We start from the raw sequence: 25,751 nt of genomic DNA, 5'->3' as shown, positions 1-25,751 counted from the left end.
TTTGGAAACGTGGCCACAAGGTCGGGAGTCGTTTCGGCGCTGTTCGCCGCGGGCATAAGCATGGCCGGCGCGCAGGACGCGCAGGAAACGGGCGGCGAATGGCGCACCACGTCCTCGCTCATCACGACGGAAGAGCCGGCCGAGGAATTCACGCGCTACCCCTATGTGAACCCCGACGCACCGAAGGGCGGCACGATGAATTCGTCCACTTTCGGCACGTTCGACAGCTTCAATCCGTTCATCGTGCGCGGCACCCCGGCCGCCGGCTTCTCGCAGTTCGGCGGACTTTTGTGGGATACGCTCATGCAGCAGTCGACGGACGAGGCGGGCACCAGCCACGGCCTTATCGCCGACGCCTTCAAATATCCCGATGACTATTCCTCGGCGACCTATCGCATCGACCAGCGCGCGCGCTGGCATGACGGCGAGCCGATCACCGCCGAGGACGTGGTCTGGTCCTTCGAAAAGCTGAAGGAGATCAGCCCGCTCTACAACCGCTATTATGCGAATGTGACCGGCGCCGTCGCCCTCAACGATCACGAGGTCGAATTCACCTTCGACCAGACCGGCAATCGCGAATTGCCGCATATCATGGGCGATCTGACCGTGCTGCCGAAGCACTGGTGGGAGGGCGAGAACGCGCGCGGCCAACAGCGCAACATCGCCAATCCGACGCTCGAAGTCCCGCTCGGCTCGGGACCCTACAAGATTTCCTCGTTCGAGGCGGGTTCGAACATCGTGTGGGAACGGGTTGAAGATTATTGGGGCGCCGAACTGCCGGTTAATGTCGGCCGCAACAATTTCGACCGGATGACCTTTACCTATTTTCAGGACGACAATGCGCAGTTTCTGGCCTTCACGCGGGGCGGCTTTCAGGATGCGCGCCGTGAATTGAGCACGCGGCGCTGGGCGACCGAATACAACTTCCCCGCCTTCGAGCGAGGCGACGTGGTCAAGCGCGAATTCGAGGCCGGCGGCATCCAGCAGATGCAGGCTTTTGTTTTCAATATGCGCCATGAGCGCTTTCAGGACCGGCGGGTGCGCGAGGCGCTGACCTACGCCTATAATTTCGAAGAGCAGAACCGCCTCCAGTTCTACGATCTCAACGAGCGCACATCGAGCTATTTCCAGCATTCCGAACTCGCATCGAGCGGGCTACCGGAGGGCGAGGAGCTGGCGATTCTGGAAGAATATCGCAACCAACTGCCGCCAGAACTCTTCACCGACGCGTTCACGCTGCCGGTCTTCGATACGCCGCAAGCCACCCGCAACAATCTGCGCGAGGCGGTGCGGCTTTTCGACGAGGCAGGCTGGGCGATCCGCGACGGGCGCATGGTCAACAAGGAAAACGGGCAGCAATTCCGCATCGAGTTTCTGGGCGGTTCGCCGACGGCCGAGGTGATTACCGGCGGCTTCATCGATAATCTGCGCCGGATCGGCATCGACGCGACGCTGCGCATCGTCGACACGTCGCAATATGTGCAGCGGGCGCAAAACTTCGAGTTCGACGCGATCACGGACGGCTTTCCGCAATCCGAATCGCCGGGCAACGAGCAGCGCGACTACTGGTCGAGCCAGGCTGCCGACGCGCCCGGTTCGCGCAATTCGCCCGGCATCAAGGACCCGGTCGTCGACGCGCTGATCGACAGGATCATCTTCGCGGCCGACCGCAAGGACCTCGTGGCGGCGACCCGGGCACTCGACCGCGTGCTTTTGTGGAACTACTACACCATCCCGCAATATTATCAGCCGACCATGCGCTATGCGATCTGGAACAAGTTCGGCATTCCCGACCAGCAGCCCGCCTATGCGGGGATCGATACGCAGTCCTGGTGGGTGTTGCAGGATCGCGAAGCCGAGATCGCGGACGAGTATGAGGAAGGCGAATGAGCCGCCTTGCCCTCGACCGCCGCGCCTTTCTCGCACTGGGCGCGGCCGGTGCCACAATGCCGTTCTTGCCGAAGAGCCTGCTCGCGCAGGCCCCCGTTGGCACACCGCTTCATGGCCTCGCCGCATTCGGGGAGTTGAAATATCCTGCCGATTTTCCGCATCTCGACTATGTGAACGTCGATGCGCCGAGGGGCGGGCGGATCGTCACGCAATCCCCCTCGCGCGCCTACAACCAGAATTTCAATACATTCGATACGCTGAACGCCTACGTTTTGCGCGGCAACGGCGCATTCGGCATGGGACTGACCTTTGCGACGCTGATGACCTCCACACTGGACGAAATCGGATCGGTCTATGCCTATGCGGCCGAGACGATCGCCATCAGCGAGGACCGGCGCGAATTGCGTTTCGCGCTCGATCCCGAGGCGAAATTCCACGACGGCACGCCGATAACCGCCGGCGATGTCGTTTGGTCGATGGAGACGCTGGCGGAGTTCGGCCACGAGAATCTGGCGACCTATCTGCGTCAGGTCGAAGCCATAGAGGCTGTCGATGAGCGGACCGTTACGGTGCGCATTCCCGCCGATGCCGGCAACGCCACGATTTTGACCATCGCGGCCGGTTGTCCGATCTTTTCGCAAGCGTGGTGGGAAGGACGCCGCTTCGACGCGACCTTGTCGGACGCGCCGCTTGGCTCCGGGCCATACCGCGTCGGCGGCTTTTCCTTCGGCAACTATATCGATCTCGACCGGGTCGAGAATTTCTGGGCGGCCGACAAGCCGATATTCAAGGGCCGGTATAATTTCGACCGCATCCGTTACGATTATTACCGGGACCGGAATGCTGCCTTCGAGGCTTTCAAGGGCGGGCGCATTCTGGTTCGCGAGGAGTTCACCTCGCGCAACTGGGCGGTCGATTACAATTTTCCCGCAGTCAACGACGGCCGTGTGAAGCGTCTCGAAATTCCCGACGAAAGCCCGTCGGGCGGGCAGGGCTGGTCGTTCAATACGCGCCGCGAAAAATTTGCCGATCCATGGGTGCGTGAGGCCATCGGGCTTTTGTTCGACTTCGAATGGACGAATGCGAACATCATGTACGACTCGTTCGAGCGTTCGCAGTCCTTCTACGAGAAGACCGAGTACAAGGCGGATGGTCTGCCGGGCGAGGACGAACTGGCGATACTCGAACCTTTGCGCGAGGAGCTTTCTGCGAAGGTTTTCGAGGAAGCTTATGTCGCGCCGGTCACCGACGGCTCGGGGCGTGATCGGACACAGGCGCGCCGCGCGATGGAGGTATTCACCGAAGCGGGGTGCCGCGTGGAGGGCGGGCGTATGCTTTTGCCGTCGGGCGAGCCGCTGACGATCGAGTTCCTCGACGATGACAACTCCTTCGAGCCGCATCACAATGCCTTCATCGCCAATCTTCGCCGGCTCGGCATTCAGGCGACCTATCGCGTGGTCGATGCCTCGCAATATACGCTTCGCCTGCGCGATTTCGATTTCGACATGACCGTCTCGCGCTATACGATGCCGCTATATCCGGACCGTTTCATCCGCCAGTTCTTCGGCTCGCAAAGCGCCGATGCGCCGGGCTCGTACAATATGGCCGGCGTCGCCGATCCGGCGGTCGACAAGGTGCTGGACCTGATCGTCAATGCCAGGACACCTGCCCAATTCACGGCGGCGAACCGGGTGCTCGACCGCATCTTGCGCGCTGGGCATTATTTCGTCTTCCAGTGGTACAAGCCGACGAGATGGGTCGCCGCATGGGATTATTACGACAGGCCCGAAACGACGCCGCCCTACGATCCGGGTATTCTCGATACGTGGTGGACACGGCCCGATCAGATTCAGGCGACCGGCTCACGTGGCTGACACAAGCTCGCGATGTGATAAGACGCAACTGAAAAGCATCCTCGAATCGGACCCCAGAAAGACCTGATGGGCGCCTATATCCTCCGACGCTTGCTGTTGATGATCCCGACTTTGCTCGGCATCATGGCTGTTTCCTTCATCGTCATCCAGTTCGCGCCCGGCGGGCCGGTCGAGCAGGTGATCGCCAACGTTACCGGGCAGGGCGGCGGCGCTTCCGACCGGCTGAGCGGCGGCGGGTCCGACTTCCAGTTCGATTCGGGCGGCGAGTCCGGCTATCGCGGCGCGCAGGGGCTCGATCCCGAATTTATCGCGCAGCTGGAACGCCAGTTCGGGTTCGACAAGCCGCCGCTCGAGCGGTTCGGGTTAATGATATGGAACTATTCGCGGTTCGATTTCGGCGAGAGCTATTTCCGCGACATCACCGTCATCGATCTGATTTTGGAAAAGATGCCGGTGTCTATCTCGCTCGGCCTCTGGATCACGCTGATCTCTTATTTGATCTCGATTCCGCTCGGCATCCGCAAGGCTGTCAGCGACGGTTCGGCCTTCGACATATGGACGAGCGGCATCGTCATCATCGCCTACGCGATCCCCGGTTTTCTCTTCGCGATCCTCCTGATGGTACTCTTCGCCGGCGGCTCGTTCTTCGACTGGTTCCCGCTGCGCGGCCTGACCTCGGAAAACTGGTCCGATCTGTCGTGGCCAGAGCGCATCCTCGACTATTTCTGGCACCTGACCTTGCCGCTGACCGCCATGGTGCTGTCGGCCTTCGCGACGACGACGCTTTTGACGAAGAACTCCTTCCTCGAGGAAATCCGCAAGCAATATGTCGTCACGGCCCGCGCCAAAGGGTTGAGCGAACGGCAGGTGCTTTACCGCCACGTCTTCCGCAATGCGATGCTGATCGTCATCGCCGGTTTCCCCGGTGCATTCATCTCGGCGTTCTTCACCGGCTCGCTCCTGATCGAGAACATCTTCTCGCTCGACGGTCTTGGCCTGCTCGGCTTCCGCTCAGTGCTCGACCGTGATTATCCGGTCGTCTTCGCCACGCTCTACATCTTCTCGCTGATCGGCCTGCTCGTCGCGCTCCTGTCGGACCTGATCTACACCTGGATCGACCCGCGCATCGACTTCGAGCGGAGGGACGTGTGATGTCGGACATTCTCTCCAAGGCGCAGGTCGAGGAAGTGCGCGAGAAGGTCGCGCGGCCATGGCTGTCGCCGCTCAACAAGCGGCGCTGGCAGAATTTCAAGGCGAACCGTCGCGGCTACTGGTCGCTCTGGCTATTCCTGATCCTGTTCGTCCTGTCGCTGTTCGCCGAATTCATCGCCAACGACAAGCCGATCATCGCCTCCTACAACGGCGAAATCCTTTTCCCCGTCGTGGTGGACTATCCGGAAGAAAAGTTCGGCGGCTTCCTTGCCGTGACGGACTATCGCGACCCGGTTATCAGCGACGAGATCGAAGCGAATGGCTGGATGATCTGGCCGCCTATCCGCTATTCCTACCGCACGGTGAACAACGAGATTCCCGTTGCCGCTCCCGCCGCCCCGTCCTGGATGTACGACCGCGAGACCCGCTGCCAGCGTTATTTCGAAGGCGCGAACGATGCCGATTGCCGGCTCGGCAACTGGAACTGGCTCGGCACCGACGATCAGGCACGCGATGTCGCCGCCCGCGTCATCTACGGCTTTCGCATCTCGGTCCTGTTCGGGCTGATCCTGACGGCGGCATCGGCGGTGATCGGCGTTTCGGCCGGTGCCGTGCAGGGCTATTTCGGCGGCTGGACGGACCTGATCTTCCAGCGCGTCATCGAAATCTGGTCGTCGATCCCGGTCCTCTATCTGATCTTGATCATTGCGGCGATCCTGCCGCCGGGCTTCTTCATATTGCTCGCCATCATGCTTTTGTTTTCATGGGTGGCGTTCGTGGGCGTGGTGCGGGCGGAGTTCTTGCGCGCGCGAAACTTCGAATATGTGAACGCGGCCCGCGCGCTCGGCGTCGGTAACGCGACGATCATGTTCCGCCATCTTTTGCCGAACGCGATGGTGGCGACGTTGACGTTCCTTCCGTTCATCCTCAACGGTTCGATCACAACGCTGACTTCGCTTGATTTCCTCGGCTTCGGCTTGCCGCCCGGCTCCGCCTCGCTTGGCGAACTCCTGCGGCAGGGCCAGCGTAACCTCAACGCGCCCTGGCTCGGCATCGTCGGCTTCCTCTCGCTCTCGATCATGCTGTCGCTCCTGATCTTCGTTGGTGAGGCCGTGCGCGATGCCTTCGATCCGCGAAAGACGTTCAAATGACCGCGCCGCTTCTTTCCGTTCAGGACCTGTCGGTCGCCTTTACGCAAGGCGGTCGCGAACAGGTTGCGGTCGATCACATCTCGTTCGATATCGCGCCGGGAGAAACGCTTGCGCTGGTCGGAGAATCCGGTTCCGGAAAATCCGTTTCCGCGCTCTCGGTATTGAAGCTTTTGCCCTATCCGGCAGCGAGCCATCCCTCGGGCAAGATCATGTTCGGCGGGCAGGACCTTCTCGGCCTGTCAGAGAAGGCGCTGCGCAAGGTGCGCGGCGACGACATCGCCATGATCTTCCAGGAGCCGATGACCTCGCTCAATCCGCTGCATACGATCGAGCGGCAGATCGGCGAAATCCTGCAGCTCCATCGTGGGATGAACAACAGCCGAGCGCGTGCGCGAACGCTCGAACTCCTGAACGAAGTCGGCATTCGCGAGCCGGAAAAGCGGCTCGGCGCCTTTCCGCATCAATTGTCGGGCGGACAGCGCCAGCGCGTCATGATCGCGATGGCGCTTGCCAACGAGCCGAAGCTGTTGATCGCCGACGAGCCGACGACGGCGCTCGACGTAACCGTTCAGGCGCAGATTCTCGAGCTTCTGGCCGAGTTGAAGACCCGCAACAAGATGTCCATGCTGTTCATCACGCATGATCTGGGCATTGTGCGGCGCATCACCGACCGCGTCTGCGTGATGACGAAGGGTAAGATCGTCGAGGAGGGGGCGACGGCTGATGTCTTCGCCAACCCGAAGCACGAATACACGCGCCATCTTCTCGCCGCCGAGCCGAAGGGCGAACCGCCCGCTGCCGACGACACCGCGCCGGTTGTCATGAAGGGCGACGACGTGAAGGTCTGGTTCCCGATCAAGGAAGGCTTCTTCCGGCGCACGGTCGATCACGTAAAGGCCGTCGACGGCATCGACGTGACGGTGCGGGCGGGTCAGACGCTCGGCGTGGTGGGCGAATCCGGCTCCGGCAAGACGACGCTCGGGCTGGCGCTGTCGCGCATGATTTCGTCCACGGGACGGATCATGCTCGGCGACCGGCAGATAAACGATTTTTCCTTCCGCCAGATGAAGCCGCTGCGCCGCGAGATGCAGATCGTCTTCCAGGACCCGTTCGGCTCGCTTTCGCCGCGCATGTCCGTTTCCGAGATCATCGAGGAAGGCCTGCGCATTCATCAGCCGAAGCTGTCGCGCGACGAGCGCGACGGGCGTGTGGTGGACGTCCTGAAGGAAGTGGGTCTCGATCCGTCAACGCGCTTTCGTTATCCGCATGAGTTTTCCGGCGGCCAACGCCAGCGCATCGCGATCGCGCGAGCGATGGTGCTGAACCCGCGCTTCGTCATGCTGGACGAGCCGACCTCGGCGCTGGACATGAGCGTGCAGGCGCAGGTCGTCGATCTTTTGCGCGATCTGCAAAAGGCGCACCAACTCGCCTACCTCTTCATCAGCCACGATCTGAAGGTCGTGCGCGCGCTGGCGAACGATGTGATTGTCATGCGCGGCGGCAAGGTGGTCGAATACGGGCCGAGCCGCCAGATTTTCGAAAACCCGCAGACCGACTACACCAAGGCGCTGATCGCTGCCGCCTTCGACATCGCGACTGCGCCGAAGGGTGTCGTCAGCGAATAGAGCATTTTGCAGTCGGACGGAAACGTCCGACGTCGCACAAATGCGGCTGGGAAAACGAACAAGAGCAATTCGGGCATTCGTCAGAATGCACGTTGCTCGAGAATACGGGATCACGACATGACGAACGACAAGGGGTGCGTCCTGCTGGCGCTCAACGGCCCTGATCCGAAAGTCTGGCAAAATCTTCTGGCGAAGGATCGCAAGGTCGTTCTCGAAGCGTCCGGGCCGGCCGATCCTGACGTCGACTACGCCGTGGTCTGGAAACATCGGCATGGAATGTTGGCCGGGCTGCCGAATCTGAAAGTTATCTTCTCCATGGGCGCGGGCGTCGACCATATCCTGACCGATCCCGATCTGCCGGACGTGCCGATCGTGCGGGTGGTGGCAAAGAACCTGACGCAGCATATGGTCGACTATGTCGTCTGGCGCGTCACGGACCATCACCGGCAGGGCATGTTCTATCGGGCCGAGCAGGCACGGAAGAACTGGCGCGAGGCGGCGCAGCCACCGTCACCCGACATTTCGGTCGGCATATTGGGCCTTGGCGAACTCGGGCGTGCGGCCGCGAAGGCGCTCGGCGCGATCGGTTATCAGGTCAAAGGCTGGACGCGTTCCCCACGAACGGTCGAGGGTGTTGAGACGTTCAGCGGTGAGGCAGGGCGGACACCGTTTTTGAATTCGACGGATATTCTCGTCGTCCTCCTGCCGCACACGCCGGCGACCGAGGGCATCGTGGACTATGATCTTCTGTCGAAGCTGCGGCGGGACAACGGTCTGGGCGGCGCATGCCTGATCAATGCGGGGCGCGGCAAGCTGCAAAAGGAAACCGACATCCTGCGTGCGCTCGATGACGGTACGCTGAAGGAAGCGAGCCTCGACGTGTTCGAGGCCGAGCCGCTGGCGGTCTCAAGCCCGCTCTGGTCGCATCCGCGCGTATTCGTGACGCCTCATGCTGCCGCGACATCGGATGCGAACCATCTGGCGCCGCTTATGCTGGAGCAGATGGCTCGGCTGGAACGCGGCGAGTCTTTGCAGCATGTCGTAGACCGCGCGGCAGGATATTGATCAGGGTCGCCTGAAGCCCGTCGGCCCGCCATAAAGATAGCCGATGCGCTCTATGGCATTAGACAGCGTTTCGCGGGCCACCGTCATCGTATGACCGTTGGCATGGATCATCGTCGTCGCGTCCAGCATGATTGCGACATGGCCCTTCCAGAAGACGAGGTCGCCGCGTTGAAGACCTGCGAGATCGCTGCCGATGTCGAGGGGAGTGCCTATGGTCGTCGCCTGCATGTCCGTGTCGCGCAGCACGCTGATGCCCGCTATACGCATCGACAATTGAACGATGCCGGAGCAGTCGATGCCGAAGCCGGACGTCCCGCCCCAAAGATAAGGCGTATGCTCGAACCGTTCGGCTACCGCCACATAATCGATCTCGACGCTTTCGACCTGACGCAGATGATCGAGGATCATCGCTTCGCCGGTGTCCAGCAACCCATAACGCGTGCCGCGCGTCTCGGCTTCGCCGACGATGCGGACGGTCGCGCCCATCGAATGGGCTTCGGTGCGGTCGAAACGAAGGTCTGCGCCGCGATAGACGAAGCTGCGCTGCGCGGTGACGACATGGGTATTGTCCTCGACCGGGCCGAGCGCGGACGAGGAAGCATACCCCACATAGCCGTCCGCTTCGGCCTGCAGCCAGGCCCAGCCTTCCGCCTCGTCGAGGACGCGGACACTCGCCCCATGAAGAAGCTGCGTGTCGATGCCGCCATCGGCCCGAGGTGTCGGTCTCAGGTCCAGAACCGGCACCTTGACCTGCGCAAGCCGCCCCTCGACGAAGCGCGGCGCATCGACTTTTCCGCGCAGCTTTTCGCTGGCGAGGTCCGGCCTGAAGGCATTCAGACGACGGTCGAGGCCGGTCATTTGGCAAAGCGGCTTTCGAGGATTTGCATCAAGGCGCGGATCGCCTGTGCCTCGCCGCCGATGGGCGCGTGTGGTTTTTCCACCGGGTTCCAGCCGAAGACGTCGAAATGAACCCAGCTTTTTGCGTCCTCAACGAAGCGCTGGAGGAAAAGCGCGGCGGTGACCGCACCGGCAAACCCGTCGGTCGTCACATTGTTCAAATCGGCGATGCGCGAGGAAAGCTTCTTGCCATACGGTTTCCAGAGCGGCATGCGCCAGACGGGATCGGCGGCGGTCTCTCCGGCTCGCCCAAGTGCCAGAGCAAGATCCTCGTCGTCGGTGAAGAAGGGCGGCAGGTCCGGCCCGAGTGCCACGCGCGCAGCACCGGTCAGCGTCGCCATGTCGATCAGAAGCTCCGGCTTTTCTTCGTCAGCGAGCGCAAGCGCATCGGCAAGCACGAGCCGCCCTTCCGCATCCGTGTTGCCGATCTCGACAGTGAGGCCCTTGCGGCTGGTCAGAACGTCGCCGGGGCGAAAGGCGTTGGCCGAAATGGAGTTCTCGACGGCGGGGATGAGGACACGCAGGCGCACGTTCAGCCCGGCGGCCATGATCATCGAGGCAAGGCCGAGCACGTTCGCGGCACCGCCCATATCCTTTTTCATCAAAAGCATGCCGCTTGCCGGCTTGATGTCGAGCCCGCCCGTGTCGAAGCAGACGCCCTTTCCGACGAGCGTGATCTTCGGCGCGTCCTTCGCCCCCCATGTCAGGTCGATGAGGCGCGGCGCGCTGGCGGACGCGCGTCCGACCGCGTGGATCATCGGGAAATTCTGCTTCAGGAGCGCGTCGCCTTCGACGGTCGAAACCTTCGCCTTGTGACGGGCGGCAAGTTCGCGTGTGGCGGTTTCGAGTTCGGCCGGCCCCATGTCGCTCGTCGGCGTGTTGATGAGATCGCGCACGAGGCGAACGCCGTCGGCCTCGCGGGTCACACGGGCAAGATCGGCACCGGCGGGTAGCTGAAGGCGGATGTCCTTGTCCTGCGCCTTGCGGTAGCGCTCGAAGCGGTAGCCGCCCAAAAGCACGGCGAGCGCTGCGATGTGCGGGTCGTAGCCGCCGGGCGCGAAAGTCCACTCGCCGGCGGGCAAGTCGCGGCCCAGCCGGCCAAGCGCCATCGAGCGGGCCGCGCCGGTTTCTTCGCCAGTCCCCGCAAGCGCACCGGCGATACCGCCCTGCGCGTCCGGCAGGACGAGAATTCGCCCGGCCTGTCCGGAAAAGCCGTTGGTCGCCGCCCATCCATGCGCCGACGCATCAACCGGAGCGGCGTCGACGCCTCCCTTCGAGACAACGTGAATCGTCTTCGCTTTCGAAAGCGGCGTGTCTGTGATTTCGAGGGGCATGAATTCTCCTGATACGCGAGGCGGCTCGTCTTCTTTTAACGCTCCGTTAGGGTTAACGGAATATTTCTCGACCTGTTAACGGGTGCGTTTGCACCGTTCCTTTGTGGAGGTCGGACCGATGTCGATCAATCGCCAAAATGCATCGAAGCTGAAAAGGGCGGGTGTTCTGGTCGCGCTGGCGCTGATGCTGGGCGGTTGCGCGAATGTGCGCCAGATGACGACCGGCTCGGTCGACCGCACCACGACCGGCTCCGTTACGCAGATGTCCGCGCCGGAGCTTCGCTCCACGGCCAACCAGCTCGGCAACGCCTATACGCGCAATCCCGGCGATATGAATGTCGCGATGCAATATGCCGAAGTGCTGCAGATGGACGGGCGCGCCGAGCAGGCGCTTGCCGTGATGCGCAAGGCCGCGATCGATCATCCCAGCGACCGCAGCGTTCTTGCCGCCTATGGCAAGGCGCTGGCAGCGGCCGGCGATCTTCAGCCCGCGCTCGACGCCGTTCGCCGCGCGCAGACGCCCGAATATCCCGACTGGAAGCTGATGTCGGCCGAAGGCGCGATCCTCGACCAACTCGGTCAGCCCACTGAAGCGCGCAGGCTTTATACCCGCGCGCTCGACCTCGCGCCGAACGATCCGAGCGTACTGTCCAATCTGGGCATGTCGCATCTGCTCGAAGGTGATCTGAAGGGGGCTGAAACCTACCTCCAGACCGCCGTCACCCAGCCCGGCGCCGACAGCCGCGTTCGCCAGAATCTGGCGCTTGTCGTCGGTTTGCAGGGCCGCTTTTCGGATGCGGAGGCGATCGCGTCGCGCGAGCTTTCACCCGAGCAGGCGCAGGCAAACGTCACCTATCTGCGCTCTATGCTGGCCCAGCAAAACGCGTGGAACGATCTGGCGCGCGAAGACGGCTGAGGTCATGCCGCCGTCCGTTTCGCGCCGACGGCCTTTTTCACCTCAGGTGCAACACGCGTTCCGAAGATCTCGATCGCCTTCAGGAGCTTGGAATGCTCCATGACGCCGACCGCCATCTGAATCACGAAGCGGTCGAAGCCGAAAATCTCGTGATGCGCGAGGATCTTGTCGGTAAGCTCTGAGGCGTCGCCGACGAACTGCGCGCCGCGCGGGCCGGCAGCCGCCTCGAACTGCGCCCGGCTGGTGGGCGGCCAGCCGCGCTCGCGTCCGATCCGGTTCATGACCTCGGCCTGCGCCGGGTAGAAGATTTCAATCGCTTCCTTGCGCGTTTCGCCGACGAAACCGTGGACGTTGATCGAGGTCTTCAGCGTTGTCGGATCGCGTCCGAACTTTTCCGCCGCCTCGCGATAAAGCTTGAAGAACGGAACGAAACGCGCCGGCTCGCCGCCGATGATGGCAAGTGCAAGCGGCAGGCCAAGCATCGCCGCGCGTCCGACGGACGCCGGCGTTCCGCCGACCGCGAGCCAGATCGGCAGCTTGCCGTTGACAGGACGTGGATAGACGCCCCGTTCGGAAACGCGCGGCGTGTGCTGGCCGCCCTCCCATGAAAAGATTTCGCCTTCGTTGAGCGCGAGGAGCATTTCGAGCTTTTCGGCGAACAGCGTGTCGTAATCGCCGAGGTCGTAGCCGAAGAGCGGAAAGGATTCGATGAAGGAGCCGCGCCCCGCCATGATCTCGGCGCGGCCGTTCGACAGATTGTCGAGCGTGGCAAACTGCTGGAATACGCGGATCGGATCGTCCGAGGAAAGCACCGAGACGGCGCTCGAAAGCTTGATGTTCTTTGTGCGCGTCGCAGCGGCGGCCAAAGCGACGGCCGGCGATGAAACAGCATAGTCGGGCCGGTGATGTTCGCCGACGCCGAAAAGGTCGAGGCCGAGCTGATCGGCCAGTTCGATCTCCTCGACGAGATTGGTCAGGCGCTGTGCGGACGTCGTTGCCTTGCCCGTGACGGGATCGGTGCCGACATCGCCGAATGTGTGAAGGCCGATTTCCATAAGCGATATTCCTTCATGAATTGAAGGCGGAGGTATGGATTTCGACGATCAATTGCCAGTCGCCCGATTGTGAACAGTCTATTCGTCGTCGACGATACGAAGGCGCAGCGAACCGGAACGCGTCTCGGCCGAGCGAGCCTCCGCCTTGTCCTCGATCTGGGGGGCGTCGAGTTCCAGCGCCTCGATCTTTTCGCCGCGCTTGGTGAGCTTTTCGGTCGAGGTCAGGATCTGGTCGATATCGCGGTTGGCTTGCCCGAAATGGGTCTGGAGCTTGCGCACCCGGTCGTCCAACCGCCCGAGATCATCCATCAGGCGCACCACCTCGCCCTGGATCAGATGCGCCTGTTCGCGCATGCGCGCGTCCTTCAACACGGCCTGGATAACCTGGATCGAGAGCATCAGGAGCGAGGGCGACACGATGACGATGCGCGCGCGATGCGCCTTTTGGACGAGCGCTTCGAAATTCTCGTGGATTTCGGCGAAGATGGATTCGGACGGCACGAACATGAAGGCCGTGTCCTGCGTCTCTCCCTGTATGAGATATTTGTCGGCGATCGCCTTGAGATGCACTTCAACATCGCGGCGGAAATTCTGCGCCGCATGTTTTTGTGCGTCCGCGTTTTCCGCCTCGGCCGCCGCGCGGATCGCATTCCACGCTTCGAGCGGGAATTTCGCATCGATGACGAGGTCCGGCGCGCCGTTGGGCATGCGGATCGTGCAGTCGGGGCGGCTGCCGTTCGACAGCGTCGTCTGGAATTCATAGGCGCCGTTCGGCAGCCCGTCCGCGACGATCGCCTCCATGCGCGCCTGTCCGAACGCGCCGCGCGTCTGCTTGTTCGACAAGATGTGCTGAAGCTGGACGACCTGACCGGCAAGCGACTGGATGTTCGATTGCGCGGTGTCGATGACGGCGAGACGTTCCTGCAATTTTGCGAGGTTCTCGTGGGTCGATTTCGTCTGTTCGGTGATCGATTGGCCGAGCCGAGAAGTCATGCCGTCGAGGCGTTCGCCGATCGCCTTGTTGAGTTCGGCCTGACGCGAACCGAACACTTCCGCGATCGTGCCCATCCGGCCCTGCATTTCGACTTGCGCGCGGGTGATCTCGGCAAGACGCGCGTCGGCCTCGCGGGCGCGGGCGGCATTTTCCTCTGCGATCTCGGCCTGCGCGCGGGCGGCGCGCGACAGCGCCACGACGAGCAAAATCACGAGAACCACGACCAGAACGACGACCGCGATCATCGCATGACCGACAGTGATCGTGGTCGCGCCAAGCTGAAAGAGCGGAGTGGCGAAAAGCGTTTGCGAAGCGTCCATCGAAGGACACTAGACGATTCGCATCTCCAATATAAGATCAAAACGTGAACGTTTCTAAGCGATCAAGTTGACGGGCGCGGCATGACGGACTACCTCACGGCGATGACGATCAAGCCTCTCATCATTTTGCCCGATCCGCTTTTGCGCGATATCTCGAAGCCTCTGGAACGCGTCGACGACGCGGCGCGCAAATTCGCCGACGACATGTTAGAGACGATGTACGACGCGCCCGGCATCGGCCTTGCCGCGATCCAGGTCGGCGAGCCGATCCGCATGCTGGTCATCGACCTTGCCAAGGAAGGTGAGGAAAAGACGCCGCACGTCTTCATCAACCCGGAAGTCGTCACGTCTGGCGACAGCGTTTCGATCTATGAGGAAGGCTGCCTGTCGATCCCCGATTATTATGCCGAGGTCGAACGTCCCGAGACGGTGACGGTCAGCTATCTCGACCGTGACGGCAAGGCGCAGGAGATGACCGCCGACGGGCTGATGGCGACGTGCCTTCAGCACGAGATCGATCATCTGAACGGTATCCTGTTCATCGACCACATTTCCAAGCTCAAGCGCGATATGGTCGTTCGCAAATTCAAGAAACTCGCCCGCGACAAGGCGCCGTCGCGTCTGGCGGGCTAGGTCGTGGCGCTGCGCATCGTCTTCATGGGGACGCCGGAGTTTTCTGCGACTACGCTTAAAGCCTTGGCGGATGCGGGTCACGAAATCGTCGCCGCCTATTCGCAGCCGCCGCGTCCGGCCGGACGGCGTGGGCTGGAACTGAAGAAATCGCCCGTGCACGAACTTGCCGAAGAACTCGGCATCGATGTGCGAACGCCGATTTCGCTCAAGGGCGAGGCCGAGCAGGCAGCGTTCCGCGCGCTCCACGCCGATGTCGCGGTCGTCGTCGCTTATGGTCTTTTGCTGCCGAAGGCGATCCTCGAAGGTACACGGCTTGGCGCGTTTAACGGCCACGCGTCGCTTTTGCCGCGCTGGCGCGGGGCGGCCCCGATCCAGCGGGCGATCATGGCCGGAGACGACGAGACAGGCATGATGATCATGCGGATGGATGAAGGTCTCGACACCGGCCCTGTCGCACTGACCGAAAAGGTCGCGATCGGCGCGGACATGACAGCCGGCGAATTGCACGACGCGTTGCGCGATGTCGGCGCGGCATTGATGGCGGACGCGATGGCTCGCCTCGAAGCCGGAACGCTGGCGACGCAGCCGCAGGCGGGCGAAGCGACCTACGCGGCCAAGATTTCCAAGGACGAGACACGCATCGACTGGTCGCGGCCGGCGCGCGAAGTTCACGATAAAATCCGCGGTTTGTCGCCGTTTCCCGGTGCATGGTGCGAGGCGCATATCGGCGGCAAGGCCGAGCGCCTGAAGCTGTTGCGCTCCACGATGGGCGCAGGCGCAGGCTCGCCCGGAACATTGCTCGACGACGCGCTCACCGTCGCGTGCGGTTCAGGTGCCGTTCGTCTCATCGAAGTCCAGCGCGCGGGCGGGCGTTCGGTAGCGGCAGCGGATTTCCTGCGCGGGGCCGGGCTGAAAAAGGGGGATGTGCTGTGAAGCGCGGTCTCGTGATCCGGCCTTTCGAGACGGACGACGCCGAGGAAGTGCGCTGGCTTCTGGAAGAGGCGTTCGGCGGGCCGGCCGAGGCGCGTCTGGTCGATGCGCTGCGTGCAAACGGCGATGACGTGCTCGAACTCGTCGCGCTCCACGAAGGGCAGCTTTACGGCCATGTGCTTTTCTCGCGCCTTATGGTGGAATCGAAGAACCGCAGCGCCGATGCCGTGGCGCTCGCGCCGGTCGCCGTGCGTGCCCAAAGCCGTGGCATCGGTGTCGGCAGCGCACTGATCGAAAACGCGCATCACATGCTGCGCGCCGCCGGCGAGGAACTATCCGTGGTGCTGGGCGATCCGGCCTATTACGGCCGCTTCGGTTATACGCGTGCCCGTGCCGCGAAGTTCGAAAGCGATTGGCAGGGCGATGCCTTGCAGGCGTTGGCGTTTTCGCCGGAAGCTCCGACCATGGGGCGGTTGATCTACGCTCCTGCCTTTTCGGACCTATAGATGCCGCGCTACCGGCTCGATATCGAATATGACGGCATGCCCTATTCCGGCTGGCAGCGGCAGGCGGATTTGCCGACCGTGCAACAGGCGATCGAGGAGGCGATTTCGCGTTTTACCGGCGAGACCGTTTCGATCCGAGGCGCGGGGCGTACCGATGCCGGCGTCCATGCGAGCGGGCAGGTCGCGCATGTCCATCTGGAACGCGACTGGACTGCCGACAAGCTCATGGGCGCGCTCAACGCGCACCTGAAGCTGGCCGGCGACGCGATCGCTGTCTTCGCCGTTCAGGCGGTGGAGGCAGACTTCGACGCGCGCTTTTCCGCCACCGCACGGCACTATCTCTACCGCATCCTGAACCGACGTGCGCCCGCTGCGCTCGACCGGGGCCGTGCGTGGCATGTGCCGAAGGCGCTCGACGCGGCTGCCATGCACGAAGCCGCGCAGACGCTTCTCGGCAGGCATGACTTCACCACCTTCCGTTCGGTCCAGTGCCAGGCCAACAGTCCGGTCCGCACGCTCGACCGGCTCGACGTGAAGCGCGACGGCGACATCATCGAGATACGCGCATCGGCGCGGTCCTTCCTGCACAATCAGGTGCGTTCGATGGTCGGCACGCTGAAGCGCGCAGGCGAGGGGGCGTGGAGCGCAGCCGATGTGCGCGCGGCGCTCGATGCCGCCGATCGGCCGCGTTGCGGACAGGTCGCGCCGCCCGACGGCCTGTTCCTGATCCGCGTCGATTATCCGGCCTGAACGAGCCCGAACACGCCCTGAAGCGTGAAAAGCACGACCAGCGAGGCGAAGAACATCGCCGAGAAAACGCCCGTTGCGTAGGCTGCGCCCTTGTCGAGCACGGCGTTTGTCAGCCGCCATGACAGGACCATGGTGAAGAAGAAGAGGCCAAGGGAAAAGGCCGTCAGACTTTCACCGGCATCCGGCCAGAACAGCCGCACGAGAGACGGCGGCAGCATGATCCACACATAGATCGCCGCGCCCCAGTTCGAGGCGACGACGTAATGGACCAGACGATTGGCCATGCCGGCCAGCTTTGCAACGAGAACGAGCATGCCGAGCGGGATGATCCACGCCAGCATGTCGATCGCTGCCAGCCGCAGCACGATCGATAATCGGCTGCCGATGCCGTCGCCCTGAAAGGCAAGGTCGTTGGCCAGCGTCACCCACCCCACCGTCATGGCGGGCAGCGAGATGACGATCGCAAAGAAGGATGTCCAGAAACCGTCCGCCGAAAGATCCAGAAAGCGAACGCCGTCTTTCCTGCCGGCCATCAGCCGGGCCGCGCCGGAAAGCGATTGCTGGATATAGTCTGCCGACGGCATTTTCAGTTTACCCGAACCAGTTCTCGAGGAAGCGAAGATAGATTTGCGTCAGCGTTTCCAGATCGGCAAGAGCCACGCGCTCGTCCACCATATGCATGGTTTGGCCCACGAGCCCGAATTCGACGACGGGACAGAAATCCTTGATGAAGCGCGCGTCGGATGTTCCGCCCGAAGTCGAAAGCTGCGGTGTCCGGCCGGTGACGGTCTGAACGGAAGCAGCCAGCGTCTCGGTCAGCTTCTCGTCGCGCGTGAGAAAAACCGGGCTAGGACGCCCGAGCCAGACGAGGTCGAAATCGACCGGCTCCTCGCGGCCGGGGCGCAGTCGCGCATCCGTGGCGGCCTGGTCGAGCCTATTATGGATTTCGGCCTGCAGCGTCTCGGCCGTCCACGTGTCGTTGAAGCGGATGTTGAACTTCGCGCTCGCCTTGGCGGGGATGACGTTGACGGCCGCGTTGCCGACATCGACCGTGGTGATTTCCAGATTGGTCGGCTGGAACTCGTCCGTGCCCGTATCGAGCGGCGGATGCATCAGCGCGTCGAGGAGCGGCACGATCCCGCGCACCGGATTGTCGGCGAGATGCGGATAGGCCGCGTGGCCCTGCCGACCGTTGATTGTCACCTGACCGGAGATCGAGCCGCGCCGGCCGATCTTGATCATGTCGCCGAGCGCGTTCGGGTTCGTCGGTTCGCCGACGATCGCGGCGTCCCATTCCTCGCCCTTGGCCTTCGCCCAGTCGAGAAGCTTCGTCGTCCCGTTGATCGCCGGGCCTTCCTCGTCGCCGGTGATGAGCAGCGAGACCGAACCTTTGAGCTTGCCGTGCTTTTCCACGTAGCGCGCGACGGCGGCGACGAAGCAGGCGATGCCGCCCTTCATGTCGACCGCGCCGCGTCCATACATCATCCCGTTCGCCACTTCCGCCGAAAAGGGCGGATGCGTCCACGATGCCTCGTCGCCGGGCGGCACGACATCCGTGTGGCCCGCGAACATCAGATGCGGCCCGTTGCCCGATAGGCGGGCGTAGAGGTTCTCAACGTCAGGCGTGCCGTTTTCCGAGAAAGTCGGCCGGTCGACGGAAAATCCCATCGGCTTCACCATCGCCTCCAGCGCGGACAGCGCGCCGCCTTCGGCGGGCGTCACGGACGGGCAGCGGATGAGAGTGGAAAGATTGGCGGCGGGATCGATCGGTAGGGTCATGCCGCTTCGATAGTCCAGAGCGGCGCTGCTGTCATCAGTTCAAAGCAATTGCAGCAAAAGTGCGAAGCGATTTTGCGTCCGTCAGTTCGGCGCGTTGGCGACCGTGCCGTATTTGTTCGGTCCCGGCTGGCCGGGAATGAGGCATAGCGCGACGAAGGCGACGAAATTGACCAGGGGAATGAACATCGTGACCGCGAGAATGCCCGGACGGCCGAAGTCGTGCAGACGCTTGGCGGCCAGCGCCGCCTGGCACCAGAGCGAAACGAAGACCACGACCGACAGCACCGTGTTCCAGAACTGGAATGCCTGATCCTGATCTTCCGCCGCAGACATGCGGTAGAGCACGAAAAAGGTTACGACTGTCATCAACAACCCGCCGAGCAGGAACGCGACGCGGCTGATGCGGCCCTTGAGGCCGAAGAACAGCCAGAAGATGGGTGCCTGGGTCAAGATTGGTCTCCGCTGGAGCATGATGTAGCCAAATGGGCCGCTTGGCGTCGCAGACATGCGACAAAATATTGAGTTAGACCCTGATGTCGCCCGAAAACCGGTTCCCACTTTTTGACATCATGGTCTAGGCGCGCAGCAATTCGTTGATCGAGGTCTTGGAGCGGGTCTTCTCATCAACCTTCTTCACGATGACCGCGCAGTAGAGGCTCGGTCCCGGTTCGCCATTCGGAAAATTCTTGCCGGGCAGGGTGCCGGAAACGACGACCGAATAGGCCGGGACCTCGCCCATATGGATTTCACCGGTTTCGCGGTCCACGATCTTGGTCGACTTGCCGATATAGACGCCCATGCCGAGAACCGCGCCCTCACGCACGATGCAGCCCTCGACGACTTCCGAACGCGCGCCGATGAAGCAATTGTCCTCGATGATGGTGGGTCCGGCCTGAAGCGGCTCAAGGACGCCGCCGATGCCGACGCCGCCTGAAAGATGCACGTTCTTGCCGATCTGCGCGCAGGAGCCGACCGTCGCCCAGGTGTCGACCATCGTGCCTTCGCCGACATAGGCGCCCAGATTGACGAAGGACGGCATCAGCACCGCGCCCGGCGCGATGAAGGCGGAGCGGCGCACTACCGCGTTCGGAACGGCGCGGAAGCCTGAGCGCTCGAACTCGTTCGCCGACCAGCCTTCGAACTTGGACGGCACCTTGTCCCACCAGACCGAATCGCCCGGCCCACCCTTGATGATTTCCATCGGGTTCAGGCGAAAAGACAGGAGCACAGCCTTCTTCAACCACTGATTGACGGTCCATGCGCTGTCGGACTGACGCTCGGCGACACGGGCCTCACCCTTGTCGAGAAGATTGAGCGCGGTCTCGACCGCTTCGCGGACTTCGCCTTTGGTTTCGGTTCCGATCCCGTCGCGTGCGTCGAATGCTTTTTCTATGGTCTGTTCGAGCGCGCCGAGGTCGGGCCGTGTCATCAATTTGCTCCATTATCAGGTCTGTTAGGAAGCCGCGCGCCGGGAGAACTTGCGGGCGGGCAAAGTCGCGCGGAAACTAGGGCAAGCGCAGGGGCGGGTCAATCAGTGGAAAGGTTGGCGCAGGCTTGTCTTGCAAGGCTTGGCACTTCCGTTATCTGACTTCGTATGAGTCGGCGTTTGATGCGCCGCAGGCAACGAAAAAGGACATGCCTTTTCATGGATGCAAAGAACGAACGCAGCTGGTCGCCGCTGCCGCACTCCAGCGAGGATCGCGAGCGGGCGAAAAGCGTGCCGGAGACACCGCAGACGCTTGCGCCGACCTATCGGCTTGCCTGGGACGACGCCGAATTCATGACGCGGCGCGAATTGCGGCCGGTGCGTCTTCAACTCGAGCTTTTGAAACCGGACCTGGCGCTGCAGGAACGCGGCATCCAGTCGACCGTGATCCTGTTCGGCGGCGCGCGTATTCCGGAGCCGGGCGGCGAAGCCTGGGCGGCCAAGAACGAGGTGCAGGCGAAGAACCTTCTCGCCAACGCCAAATATTACGAGGAAGCGCGCGAATTCGCGCGGCTGTGCTCGCAGCATTCGGCCAGGTTCGATCACCGTGAATTCGTGGTCGTGACCGGCGGCGGGCCGGGCGTGATGGAAGCGGGAAACCGTGGTGCGGCAGATGTCGACGCGCCCTCGATCGGGCTCAACATCGTTCTTCCGCATGAACAGGCGCCGAACCTCTACGTGACGCCCGAGCTTTGCTTCAACTTCCACTACTTCGCCATTCGCAAGATGCACTTCGTCATGCGCGCCAAGGCGGTCTGCGTCTTTCCGGGCGGCTTCGGCACGATGGACGAATTCTTCGAGACGCTGACGCTGATTCAGACCGGCCGCATGGAGCGCGTCCCGGTCATCTGCTTTGGCAAGGCGTTCTGGGAACGCGCCGTCGATCTCGATTTTCTTGCCGAGCAGGGCACGATCTCGCCCGGCGATCAGGACATCATCGATTTCGTCGATACCGCGCAGGACGCATGGGACATTATCGCGCGTTTCTACGAGATCGCGTGACGAAAGGCCGGAAAGGGCCGTTGTCGAAATGAATATGGCCATGCTTCGTATCGCGGCAGCCGGATTGATCGGCTTTGCATTCGTTTCCGCTCCGGCGACGGCGGGCAGAAGCGATTGCCCTACAAGCGCAACAACGAGCCTTTCCGGCTGCGTCGACATCGAAACGGTGATGGCCGGAGATCTTCAGCTTTCCGGCGCGAGGATCGACGCTATGGAGTGGGGCCAGACATCGGCGAGCGTCCATCTGAAAATACTCAATCGCGGCAGAGCCGCCGACCGGCTTCTGGGCGCAAGCTCGGTGGCGGCCGCCCGCGTGGAATTGTCCGGCGATAGGGGCGACGATGGCGTCGCGATCAAACCGGGCGACAGCGTTGAGTTCGCTCCAGGTGCGCTGCGCTTCGTGATGAGCAACGTCGACGGCTATCTTCGACCCGGCGGCGAGGTCGAGGTGACGCTGGACTTCGAAAAGGCCGGAAGCGTCGTCGTTTCCTTTCCGGTGCGCGCGTCCGCGTCGACGGCATCGGCGGCGCATTGACGGAACAGGCGGCCGGCGATGGCGTTTCTCCAGCAAAGGAGAACGGTTATGGACGGACGCACCAGCACCGACGACGACATCATCCGCGATCAGCAGGAAAAGGATTTCGGCCACCCCGAACGACCGAGCGATCGCCCGCAGGATTCCTTGCCGGACGAGGCTGAAAAGCGCGACGGCGAATTTGAAAAGGACAAGCGGCCGGGCGTCTCCAGCGCCGAGCAGCTTGGCGACCTGCCGCCCTCGCGCAACGCCGGCACGACGCCGGAAGATGCTGTCGATCCCGTAGCGGACCGCACCTCCGATCCGCGCCTCTAACTCTTCTGGAGGACTGATCCGAGAAACGATGTCAGATCGTCGGTGACGTAATCGACGTCGTCTTCGTGATCGGGGTCCTGTTCCCAGATTTCCGTGAAAGTCGGCTCGAAATTGCGCGGGACGATCAATACCGTCGTCATGCCGAGCGCCTTGGGTGCCGCAAGGTTGCGCGCCAGATCCTCGAACATCGCCGCGTTCGGCCCGGCGACTTTGTGTAGCGCAACGAACTTGTCATAGGTCGCGCGCGCGGGCTTCGGGTTCAGCCCGGCGGCTACGATGTCGAAGATGTCGTCGAAATGGTCGAGAATACCGAGCTGCCGTGCCGTGTTTTCGGCATGCTTGCGGTCGCCATTCGTGAATATGAACTTGCGACCGGGCAACGCCTTGATGGCCGTCCCCAGTTCAGGCGAGGCCTCGACCGGCGAATAGTCAATGTCATGGACCTTTTGCAGGAAATCGTCCGGGTCGATGGCATGGCGCTCCATCAGCCCTTTCATCGTCGTCCCGTATTCCTTGTAGAGCTCCTTTTGCATGATGCGCGCCTGATCGGACGGCAATTCAAGAAGGTCTGCGATATAGCGCGTCATGCGAACGTCGATCTGCGCGAAAAGGTTCGTGTGGTGCGGGTAAAGCGTGTTGTCGAGATCGAACACCCAGTCGGTGACATGGGCGAAGCGGGCGGGATCGGGGCGATTTGTCATGACGCTCTTATGAAGCCTCGCGCGCGATGGTCCAAGAGATTTCGCTGCGGCGGCAGTTGTGCTGGTGGCGCGTCTGGGCTAGCGGCGATCCATGGAACTTTGGATACCCATCACCATCGCAGCCGCATTCCTGCAGAACCTGCGGTCGGCCGGACAAAAACACCTGAAAAGCGTGATGGGCACGACCGGAGCGACATTCGTGCGTTTCGGCTTCGGCGTTCCCTTCGCCCTCGCCTTCGTCGCCGGGCTTCATTTTTTCGCCGGATACGAATTGCCGAGCCCGAACACCGGCTTCTTCTTCTGGGCCTTAATCGGTGCGCTTGCCCAGATTGCGGCGACGTTTCTGCTGATCCATCTCTTCTCGTTCCGCAATTTTGCGGTCGGCACCGCCTATTCGCGCACCGAACCCGCACAGGCGGCCATATTCGCGCTCATCTTTTTCGGCGAGGTCGTCACAGCCGGCGCCATCGCGGCCATCGCGATCAGCGTCTTCGGCGTCATGCTGATTTCAGTGGCGCATACGCAATTGACATGGCGCAACCTCATCGCCTCCGTTTTCGCGCGAAACGCGTTGATCGGCCTCGCGTCGGGCGCGTTCTTCGGCGTTTCGGGCGTCTCCTACCGCGCCGCTTCGCTCGCGCTCGGCGGGCCGAACTTCATGATGCAGGCAGCCGTCACGCTCGCCTTCGTCATCGTGTTCCAGACATTGATCATGGCAGGATGGATGCTGTGGCGCGACCGTGCGGAGATCGGCCGGATCGCTCGTGCATGGAAGCCTGCCCTTTTTACCGGTCTGATGGGCGCGACGGCATCCTTCGGCTGGTTCATGGCGATGACGCTTCAGCAGGCGGCCATCGTCAAGGCGCTTGCTCAGATCGAGATGATCTTCACCTTCGCCGCCTCGGTACTGTTCTTCAAGGAGCGCATCAACCGCATGGAAATCGCCGGCTGCGTGCTGATCGTCGCGGGTATCGTCGTGCTGGTTCTGATGCCCTAGTTTGTTCGGCAGGTCGAATTTAAGGAGACGACGCTATGACGATGACGGGACCGCTATGCTGCGCCGGACGGGCGCTGGTTGAAATTTCGCGCGAGAAGCTCGCACGCCTGTCGGGCATCGACGAAGCCGTGATCGAGGCGTTCGAGCGCCGGATTTCCGAGCCGGATTCGGCGACTGTCGCGACCCTCCAAAGCACTCTGGAAAAGCTCGGCGCGGTCTTTATCCCCGAAGACAGCCGGGGCGCAGGCGTGCGCCTGAAATTCACCGTATCGGAGCGAAAGCGGATCGCGCGGCTCGAAGGCGAGGGCGGCATCGTCGCCCATGACGACGTGCCGTGAGCGCTCAGGCGGCGTTTTCCGAGGAGTAATCACGCGTTTGATCGCCGCGACCGCGCAGCAATGCGGCGATCGAAATATCCTCGTCGAGCTCCTCCCAGTGCAGCCCTCGTGTACTGATCGTCACCCGTTGCAACTGATCGATGGAGGCATGAAGAAGGCGCGGAAACCACGCAAGCGGCACGCCCAGTGTGCGACCGTCAGAGAGTTCAACCCAGAAACTATCGACGTCAAATCGTACGTTAGTTGCTTTCACCAAAGAATTCATTCCATGCCCTCGCGATTTCCGGGCGGCGATCGGCGATGATTTCGACCAGTTCGCGTAACGTTTTGGCATTATAGCCGTCATTGTATGCCACGCCTACCTCCGGCCAAAGCCAGAATTTGGCGTCTATGCCGTCCTTGACGGCATGAATATGCATCGGTTCGCGTGGATCGCCTTCATTGGAATAGAAGATGAACCTGAGACCGCGATGACGGAAGACGACCGGCATGTCGTTACGGCACGATCAATGTGCCCGCGCCGTGTTCGGTAAAAAGCTCCAGCAGTACCGAATGCGGCGTCTTGCCGTTGAGGATGACGACGCCTTCGACACCGCGCTCGATCGCCTCGATGCAGGTCTCGACCTTGGGGATCATGCCGCCGGAAATCGTACCTTCGGCGATGAGTTGCCGCGCCTCGGACACCGTCAATTCGTCGATCAGCTTCTTGTTCTTGTCGAGGACGCCCGGCACGTCGGTGAGGAACAGGAGGCGCGAGGCGCTGAGTGCGCCCGCGATGGCACCGGCGAACGTGTCGGCGTTGATGTTGTAGGTGTGGCCGTCGCGGCCGGGGGCGACGGGGGCCAGCACCGGGATCATCTCCGAACGCGCCAGAAGGTCGAGCAGCGTGCGGTCGACCTCGACTGGCTCGCCGACGAAGCCGAGATCGAGAACCCGCTCGATATTGGAATCGGGATCGACGAATTTCTTCTGCGCCTTTTCGGCAAAGACCATGTTGCCGTCCTTGCCGCAAAGCCCGATGGCCCATTCGCCTTCGGCATTGATCAGGGCGACGATCTCCTTGTTGATCGAGCCGGCCAGAACCATCTCGACGATCTCGACCGTCTTTTCGTCGGTGACGCGCAGGCCGCCCTCGAACTTCGATTCGATGCCCATTTTAGTCAGCATCGCGCCGATCTGCGGCCCGCCGCCGTGAACGACGATCGGGTTGACGCCCGATTGCTTGAGAAGCGCGATATCGCGCGCAAAGGCGCGGCCGAGCTCGATATTGCCCATGGCGTGGCCGCCATATTTCACCACGACTGTTTTGTTCTCGTAGCGCTGCATGAAGGGCAGGGCTGCGGAGAGAAGGCGGGCCTGCTCCTCGGCGGTTCCGAGCTTTTCGGTCGTCATGGGTTTCCTCGCGCGAAATGAAAGCGGTCGCTCTTTACCGGCAATCGGCGAAGCGGGCAAATGCGAACAGCGGGTTTGCCCGGGGGTCATTGCAAAAGCGCCGAAGGCCGCTAG

The 25,751-nt window shown here is 62.3% G+C and carries 28 protein-coding genes; 16 read left to right on the top strand and 12 right to left on the bottom strand.

Features of this window, described 5'->3' with window-relative positions; genetic code table 11:
- The first annotated feature begins 60 nt into the window (after nucleotides 1-60).
- The 6 genes from ACX82Z_RS15455 to ACX82Z_RS15430 all read left to right on the top strand — a co-directional run bounded on the left by ACX82Z_RS15455 (nucleotide 61) and on the right by ACX82Z_RS15430 (nucleotide 8,757).
- The gene (locus tag ACX82Z_RS15455; protein WP_459589967.1) at nucleotides 61-1,890 is read left to right on the top strand and encodes an extracellular solute-binding protein; all 1,830 of its coding nucleotides are present in this window, start codon (nucleotides 61-63) and stop codon (nucleotides 1,888-1,890) included.
- Nucleotides 1,887-3,764: an extracellular solute-binding protein gene (locus ACX82Z_RS15450; RefSeq protein WP_459589966.1), complete on the top strand. Its 1,878-nt coding sequence runs from the start codon at nucleotides 1,887-1,889 to the stop codon at nucleotides 3,762-3,764. Before ACX82Z_RS15455 ends, ACX82Z_RS15450 begins: the two co-directional genes overlap by 4 nt.
- Before the next feature lie 66 nt (nucleotides 3,765-3,830).
- Nucleotides 3,831-4,916 carry a microcin C ABC transporter permease YejB gene (locus ACX82Z_RS15445; protein ID WP_459589965.1) on the top strand — a complete coding sequence of 362 codons (1,086 nt, stop codon included), beginning with the start codon at nucleotides 3,831-3,833 and terminating at the stop codon, nucleotides 4,914-4,916.
- Nucleotides 4,916-6,067 (top strand): ABC transporter permease, encoded by a 1,152-nt coding sequence (locus ACX82Z_RS15440; RefSeq protein ID WP_459589964.1) that lies wholly within the window; start codon nucleotides 4,916-4,918, stop codon nucleotides 6,065-6,067. Before ACX82Z_RS15445 ends, ACX82Z_RS15440 begins: the two co-directional genes overlap by 1 nt.
- Nucleotides 6,064-7,692 carry an ABC transporter ATP-binding protein gene (locus ACX82Z_RS15435; RefSeq protein ID WP_459589963.1) on the top strand — a complete coding sequence of 543 codons (1,629 nt, stop codon included), beginning with the start codon at nucleotides 6,064-6,066 and terminating at the stop codon, nucleotides 7,690-7,692. The genes ACX82Z_RS15440 and ACX82Z_RS15435 overlap by 4 nt, the downstream gene beginning before the upstream one ends.
- A gap of 117 nt (nucleotides 7,693-7,809) precedes the next feature.
- Entirely contained in the window at nucleotides 7,810-8,757 is a 948-nt protein-coding gene (locus ACX82Z_RS15430) for a 2-hydroxyacid dehydrogenase (RefSeq protein ID WP_459589962.1), read from the top strand.
- Here the strand turns inward: ACX82Z_RS15430 and ACX82Z_RS15425 are convergent, their stop codons facing one another.
- Entirely contained in the window at nucleotides 8,758-9,615 is an 858-nt protein-coding gene (locus tag ACX82Z_RS15425; RefSeq protein ID WP_459589961.1) for a C40 family peptidase, read from the bottom strand. It lies immediately after the preceding gene.
- Entirely contained in the window at nucleotides 9,612-10,988 is a 1,377-nt protein-coding gene (locus tag ACX82Z_RS15420) for a leucyl aminopeptidase family protein (protein WP_459589960.1), read from the bottom strand. The genes ACX82Z_RS15425 and ACX82Z_RS15420 overlap by 4 nt, the downstream gene beginning before the upstream one ends.
- Nucleotides 10,989-11,106: 118 nt before the next feature.
- Here ACX82Z_RS15420 and ACX82Z_RS15415 point away from each other — a divergent pair, with 118 nt between their 5' ends.
- On the top strand, nucleotides 11,107-11,904 hold the full coding sequence (locus ACX82Z_RS15415; RefSeq protein ID WP_459589959.1) for a tetratricopeptide repeat protein: 798 nt from the start codon (nucleotides 11,107-11,109) through the stop codon (nucleotides 11,902-11,904).
- Between the two features lie 2 nt (nucleotides 11,905-11,906).
- Here the strand turns inward: ACX82Z_RS15415 and ACX82Z_RS15410 are convergent, their stop codons facing one another.
- Both ACX82Z_RS15410 and ACX82Z_RS15405 read right to left on the bottom strand, forming a co-directional pair.
- Nucleotides 11,907-12,959: an Atu2307/SP_0267 family LLM class monooxygenase gene (locus ACX82Z_RS15410; RefSeq protein WP_459589958.1), complete on the bottom strand. Its 1,053-nt coding sequence runs from the start codon at nucleotides 12,957-12,959 to the stop codon at nucleotides 11,907-11,909.
- A gap of 78 nt (nucleotides 12,960-13,037) precedes the next feature.
- The gene (locus ACX82Z_RS15405) at nucleotides 13,038-14,273 is read right to left on the bottom strand and encodes a DNA recombination protein RmuC (protein WP_459589957.1); all 1,236 of its coding nucleotides are present in this window, start codon (nucleotides 14,271-14,273) and stop codon (nucleotides 13,038-13,040) included.
- Nucleotides 14,274-14,375: 102 nt separating this feature from the next.
- Here ACX82Z_RS15405 and def point away from each other — a divergent pair, with 102 nt between their 5' ends.
- Genes def through truA form a run of 4 tightly spaced genes read left to right on the top strand, consistent with a single transcriptional unit; the run spans nucleotide 14,376 to nucleotide 17,092 of the window.
- Entirely contained in the window at nucleotides 14,376-14,906 is a 531-nt protein-coding gene (gene def, locus ACX82Z_RS15400) for a peptide deformylase (protein ID WP_459911823.1), read from the top strand.
- A 3-nt stretch (nucleotides 14,907-14,909) separates the two neighbouring features.
- Nucleotides 14,910-15,839 (top strand): methionyl-tRNA formyltransferase, encoded by a 930-nt coding sequence (gene fmt, locus ACX82Z_RS15395; protein ID WP_459589956.1) that lies wholly within the window; start codon nucleotides 14,910-14,912, stop codon nucleotides 15,837-15,839.
- Nucleotides 15,836-16,342 (top strand): GNAT family N-acetyltransferase, encoded by a 507-nt coding sequence (locus ACX82Z_RS15390; RefSeq protein ID WP_459589955.1) that lies wholly within the window; start codon nucleotides 15,836-15,838, stop codon nucleotides 16,340-16,342. The genes fmt and ACX82Z_RS15390 overlap by 4 nt, the downstream gene beginning before the upstream one ends.
- Complete coding sequence (gene truA, locus ACX82Z_RS15385; RefSeq protein WP_459589954.1) at nucleotides 16,343-17,092, top strand: tRNA pseudouridine(38-40) synthase TruA; 750 nt, start codon at nucleotides 16,343-16,345, stop codon at nucleotides 17,090-17,092.
- Here truA and ACX82Z_RS15380 read toward each other — a convergent pair.
- From ACX82Z_RS15380 to dapD, 4 genes are all read right to left on the bottom strand, one after another.
- A complete protein-coding gene (locus ACX82Z_RS15380; protein WP_459589953.1) occupies nucleotides 17,080-17,676 on the bottom strand; it encodes a transporter in 597 nt (198 codons plus the stop codon). The genes truA and ACX82Z_RS15380 overlap by 13 nt on opposite strands.
- A 7-nt stretch (nucleotides 17,677-17,683) precedes the next feature.
- On the bottom strand, nucleotides 17,684-18,871 hold the full coding sequence (gene dapE / locus ACX82Z_RS15375; RefSeq protein WP_459589952.1) for a succinyl-diaminopimelate desuccinylase: 1,188 nt from the start codon (nucleotides 18,869-18,871) through the stop codon (nucleotides 17,684-17,686).
- Nucleotides 18,872-18,952: 81 nt separating this feature from the next.
- Nucleotides 18,953-19,321 carry a DUF805 domain-containing protein gene (locus ACX82Z_RS15370; protein ID WP_459589951.1) on the bottom strand — a complete coding sequence of 123 codons (369 nt, stop codon included), beginning with the start codon at nucleotides 19,319-19,321 and terminating at the stop codon, nucleotides 18,953-18,955.
- Between the two features lie 124 nt (nucleotides 19,322-19,445).
- The gene (dapD, locus tag ACX82Z_RS15365; RefSeq protein WP_459589950.1) at nucleotides 19,446-20,300 is read right to left on the bottom strand and encodes a 2,3,4,5-tetrahydropyridine-2,6-dicarboxylate N-succinyltransferase; all 855 of its coding nucleotides are present in this window, start codon (nucleotides 20,298-20,300) and stop codon (nucleotides 19,446-19,448) included.
- A gap of 216 nt (nucleotides 20,301-20,516) precedes the next feature.
- Between dapD and ACX82Z_RS15360 the strand changes: the two genes are divergently transcribed.
- Genes ACX82Z_RS15360 through ACX82Z_RS15350 form a run of 3 tightly spaced genes read left to right on the top strand, consistent with a single transcriptional unit; the run spans nucleotide 20,517 to nucleotide 22,209 of the window.
- On the top strand, nucleotides 20,517-21,359 hold the full coding sequence (locus ACX82Z_RS15360; protein ID WP_459589949.1) for an LOG family protein: 843 nt from the start codon (nucleotides 20,517-20,519) through the stop codon (nucleotides 21,357-21,359).
- 34 nt (nucleotides 21,360-21,393) lie between these two features.
- Nucleotides 21,394-21,894, top strand: a complete 501-nt coding sequence (locus ACX82Z_RS15355) for a copper chaperone PCu(A)C (protein ID WP_459589948.1) — start codon at nucleotides 21,394-21,396, stop codon at nucleotides 21,892-21,894.
- Nucleotides 21,895-21,942: 48 nt separating this feature from the next.
- On the top strand, nucleotides 21,943-22,209 hold the full coding sequence (locus ACX82Z_RS15350) for a hypothetical protein (protein WP_459589947.1): 267 nt from the start codon (nucleotides 21,943-21,945) through the stop codon (nucleotides 22,207-22,209).
- Here ACX82Z_RS15350 and ACX82Z_RS15345 read toward each other — a convergent pair.
- Nucleotides 22,206-22,910 carry a pyrimidine 5'-nucleotidase gene (locus ACX82Z_RS15345; protein ID WP_459589945.1) on the bottom strand — a complete coding sequence of 235 codons (705 nt, stop codon included), beginning with the start codon at nucleotides 22,908-22,910 and terminating at the stop codon, nucleotides 22,206-22,208. The genes ACX82Z_RS15350 and ACX82Z_RS15345 overlap by 4 nt on opposite strands.
- A gap of 91 nt (nucleotides 22,911-23,001) precedes the next feature.
- Between ACX82Z_RS15345 and ACX82Z_RS15340 the strand changes: the two genes are divergently transcribed.
- Nucleotides 23,002-23,907: an EamA family transporter gene (locus tag ACX82Z_RS15340; RefSeq protein ID WP_459589944.1), complete on the top strand. Its 906-nt coding sequence runs from the start codon at nucleotides 23,002-23,004 to the stop codon at nucleotides 23,905-23,907.
- Between the two features lie 35 nt (nucleotides 23,908-23,942).
- A complete protein-coding gene (locus ACX82Z_RS15335; protein ID WP_459589943.1) occupies nucleotides 23,943-24,245 on the top strand; it encodes an XRE family transcriptional regulator in 303 nt (100 codons plus the stop codon).
- 4 nt (nucleotides 24,246-24,249) lie between these two features.
- On the opposite strand, the gene ACX82Z_RS15330 is transcribed toward ACX82Z_RS15335, so the two are convergent.
- From ACX82Z_RS15330 to argB, 3 genes are read right to left on the bottom strand one after another with little or no spacing between them, the layout of a single operon-like run.
- Entirely contained in the window at nucleotides 24,250-24,510 is a 261-nt protein-coding gene (locus tag ACX82Z_RS15330) for a DUF2442 domain-containing protein (protein ID WP_459589942.1), read from the bottom strand.
- A complete protein-coding gene (locus ACX82Z_RS15325) occupies nucleotides 24,485-24,736 on the bottom strand; it encodes a DUF4160 domain-containing protein (RefSeq protein WP_459589941.1) in 252 nt (83 codons plus the stop codon). The genes ACX82Z_RS15330 and ACX82Z_RS15325 overlap by 26 nt, the downstream gene beginning before the upstream one ends.
- A 4-nt stretch (nucleotides 24,737-24,740) precedes the next feature.
- Nucleotides 24,741-25,637, bottom strand: a complete 897-nt coding sequence (argB, locus tag ACX82Z_RS15320; protein ID WP_459589940.1) for an acetylglutamate kinase — start codon at nucleotides 25,635-25,637, stop codon at nucleotides 24,741-24,743.
- Nucleotides 25,638-25,751: the final 114 nt, after the last annotated feature.

This window comes from Aliihoeflea sp. PC F10.4 (assembly GCF_054612275.1).
The sequence above is the reverse complement of the archived record's forward strand: the minus strand, read 5'-3'. Positions and strand labels throughout refer to the sequence as shown.

Coding starts and splice junctions, on each gene's coding strand:
- ACX82Z_RS15425 (WP_459589961.1), bottom strand. CDS start 9,615: ATGACCGGCCTCGACCGTCGTCTGAATGCCTTCAGGCCGGACCTCGCC.
- ACX82Z_RS15380 (WP_459589953.1), bottom strand. CDS start 17,676: ATGCCGTCGGCAGACTATATCCAGCAATCGCTTTCCGGCGCGGCCCGG.
- ACX82Z_RS15360 (WP_459589949.1), top strand. CDS start 20,517: ATGGATGCAAAGAACGAACGCAGCTGGTCGCCGCTGCCGCACTCCAGC.
- ACX82Z_RS15405 (WP_459589957.1), bottom strand. CDS start 14,273: ATGGACGCTTCGCAAACGCTTTTCGCCACTCCGCTCTTTCAGCTTGGC.
- ACX82Z_RS15325 (WP_459589941.1), bottom strand. CDS start 24,736: ATGCCGGTCGTCTTCCGTCATCGCGGTCTCAGGTTCATCTTCTATTCC.
- ACX82Z_RS15430 (WP_459589962.1), top strand. CDS start 7,810: ATGACGAACGACAAGGGGTGCGTCCTGCTGGCGCTCAACGGCCCTGAT.
- ACX82Z_RS15345 (WP_459589945.1), bottom strand. CDS start 22,910: ATGACAAATCGCCCCGATCCCGCCCGCTTCGCCCATGTCACCGACTGG.
- ACX82Z_RS15415 (WP_459589959.1), top strand. CDS start 11,107: ATGTCGATCAATCGCCAAAATGCATCGAAGCTGAAAAGGGCGGGTGTT.
- ACX82Z_RS15440 (WP_459589964.1), top strand. CDS start 4,916: ATGTCGGACATTCTCTCCAAGGCGCAGGTCGAGGAAGTGCGCGAGAAG.
- ACX82Z_RS15455 (WP_459589967.1), top strand. CDS start 61: ATGGCCGGCGCGCAGGACGCGCAGGAAACGGGCGGCGAATGGCGCACC.
- ACX82Z_RS15330 (WP_459589942.1), bottom strand. CDS start 24,510: ATGAATTCTTTGGTGAAAGCAACTAACGTACGATTTGACGTCGATAGT.
- ACX82Z_RS15420 (WP_459589960.1), bottom strand. CDS start 10,988: ATGCCCCTCGAAATCACAGACACGCCGCTTTCGAAAGCGAAGACGATT.
- ACX82Z_RS15335 (WP_459589943.1), top strand. CDS start 23,943: ATGACGATGACGGGACCGCTATGCTGCGCCGGACGGGCGCTGGTTGAA.
- dapE (WP_459589952.1), bottom strand. CDS start 18,871: ATGACCCTACCGATCGATCCCGCCGCCAATCTTTCCACTCTCATCCGC.
- ACX82Z_RS15450 (WP_459589966.1), top strand. CDS start 1,887: ATGAGCCGCCTTGCCCTCGACCGCCGCGCCTTTCTCGCACTGGGCGCG.
- ACX82Z_RS15435 (WP_459589963.1), top strand. CDS start 6,064: ATGACCGCGCCGCTTCTTTCCGTTCAGGACCTGTCGGTCGCCTTTACG.
- ACX82Z_RS15340 (WP_459589944.1), top strand. CDS start 23,002: ATGGAACTTTGGATACCCATCACCATCGCAGCCGCATTCCTGCAGAAC.
- def (WP_459911823.1), top strand. CDS start 14,376: ATGACGATCAAGCCTCTCATCATTTTGCCCGATCCGCTTTTGCGCGAT.
- argB (WP_459589940.1), bottom strand. CDS start 25,637: ATGACGACCGAAAAGCTCGGAACCGCCGAGGAGCAGGCCCGCCTTCTC.
- truA (WP_459589954.1), top strand. CDS start 16,343: ATGCCGCGCTACCGGCTCGATATCGAATATGACGGCATGCCCTATTCC.
- dapD (WP_459589950.1), bottom strand. CDS start 20,300: ATGACACGGCCCGACCTCGGCGCGCTCGAACAGACCATAGAAAAAGCA.
- ACX82Z_RS15445 (WP_459589965.1), top strand. CDS start 3,831: ATGGGCGCCTATATCCTCCGACGCTTGCTGTTGATGATCCCGACTTTG.
- ACX82Z_RS15350 (WP_459589947.1), top strand. CDS start 21,943: ATGGACGGACGCACCAGCACCGACGACGACATCATCCGCGATCAGCAG.
- ACX82Z_RS15355 (WP_459589948.1), top strand. CDS start 21,394: ATGGCCATGCTTCGTATCGCGGCAGCCGGATTGATCGGCTTTGCATTC.
- ACX82Z_RS15410 (WP_459589958.1), bottom strand. CDS start 12,959: ATGGAAATCGGCCTTCACACATTCGGCGATGTCGGCACCGATCCCGTC.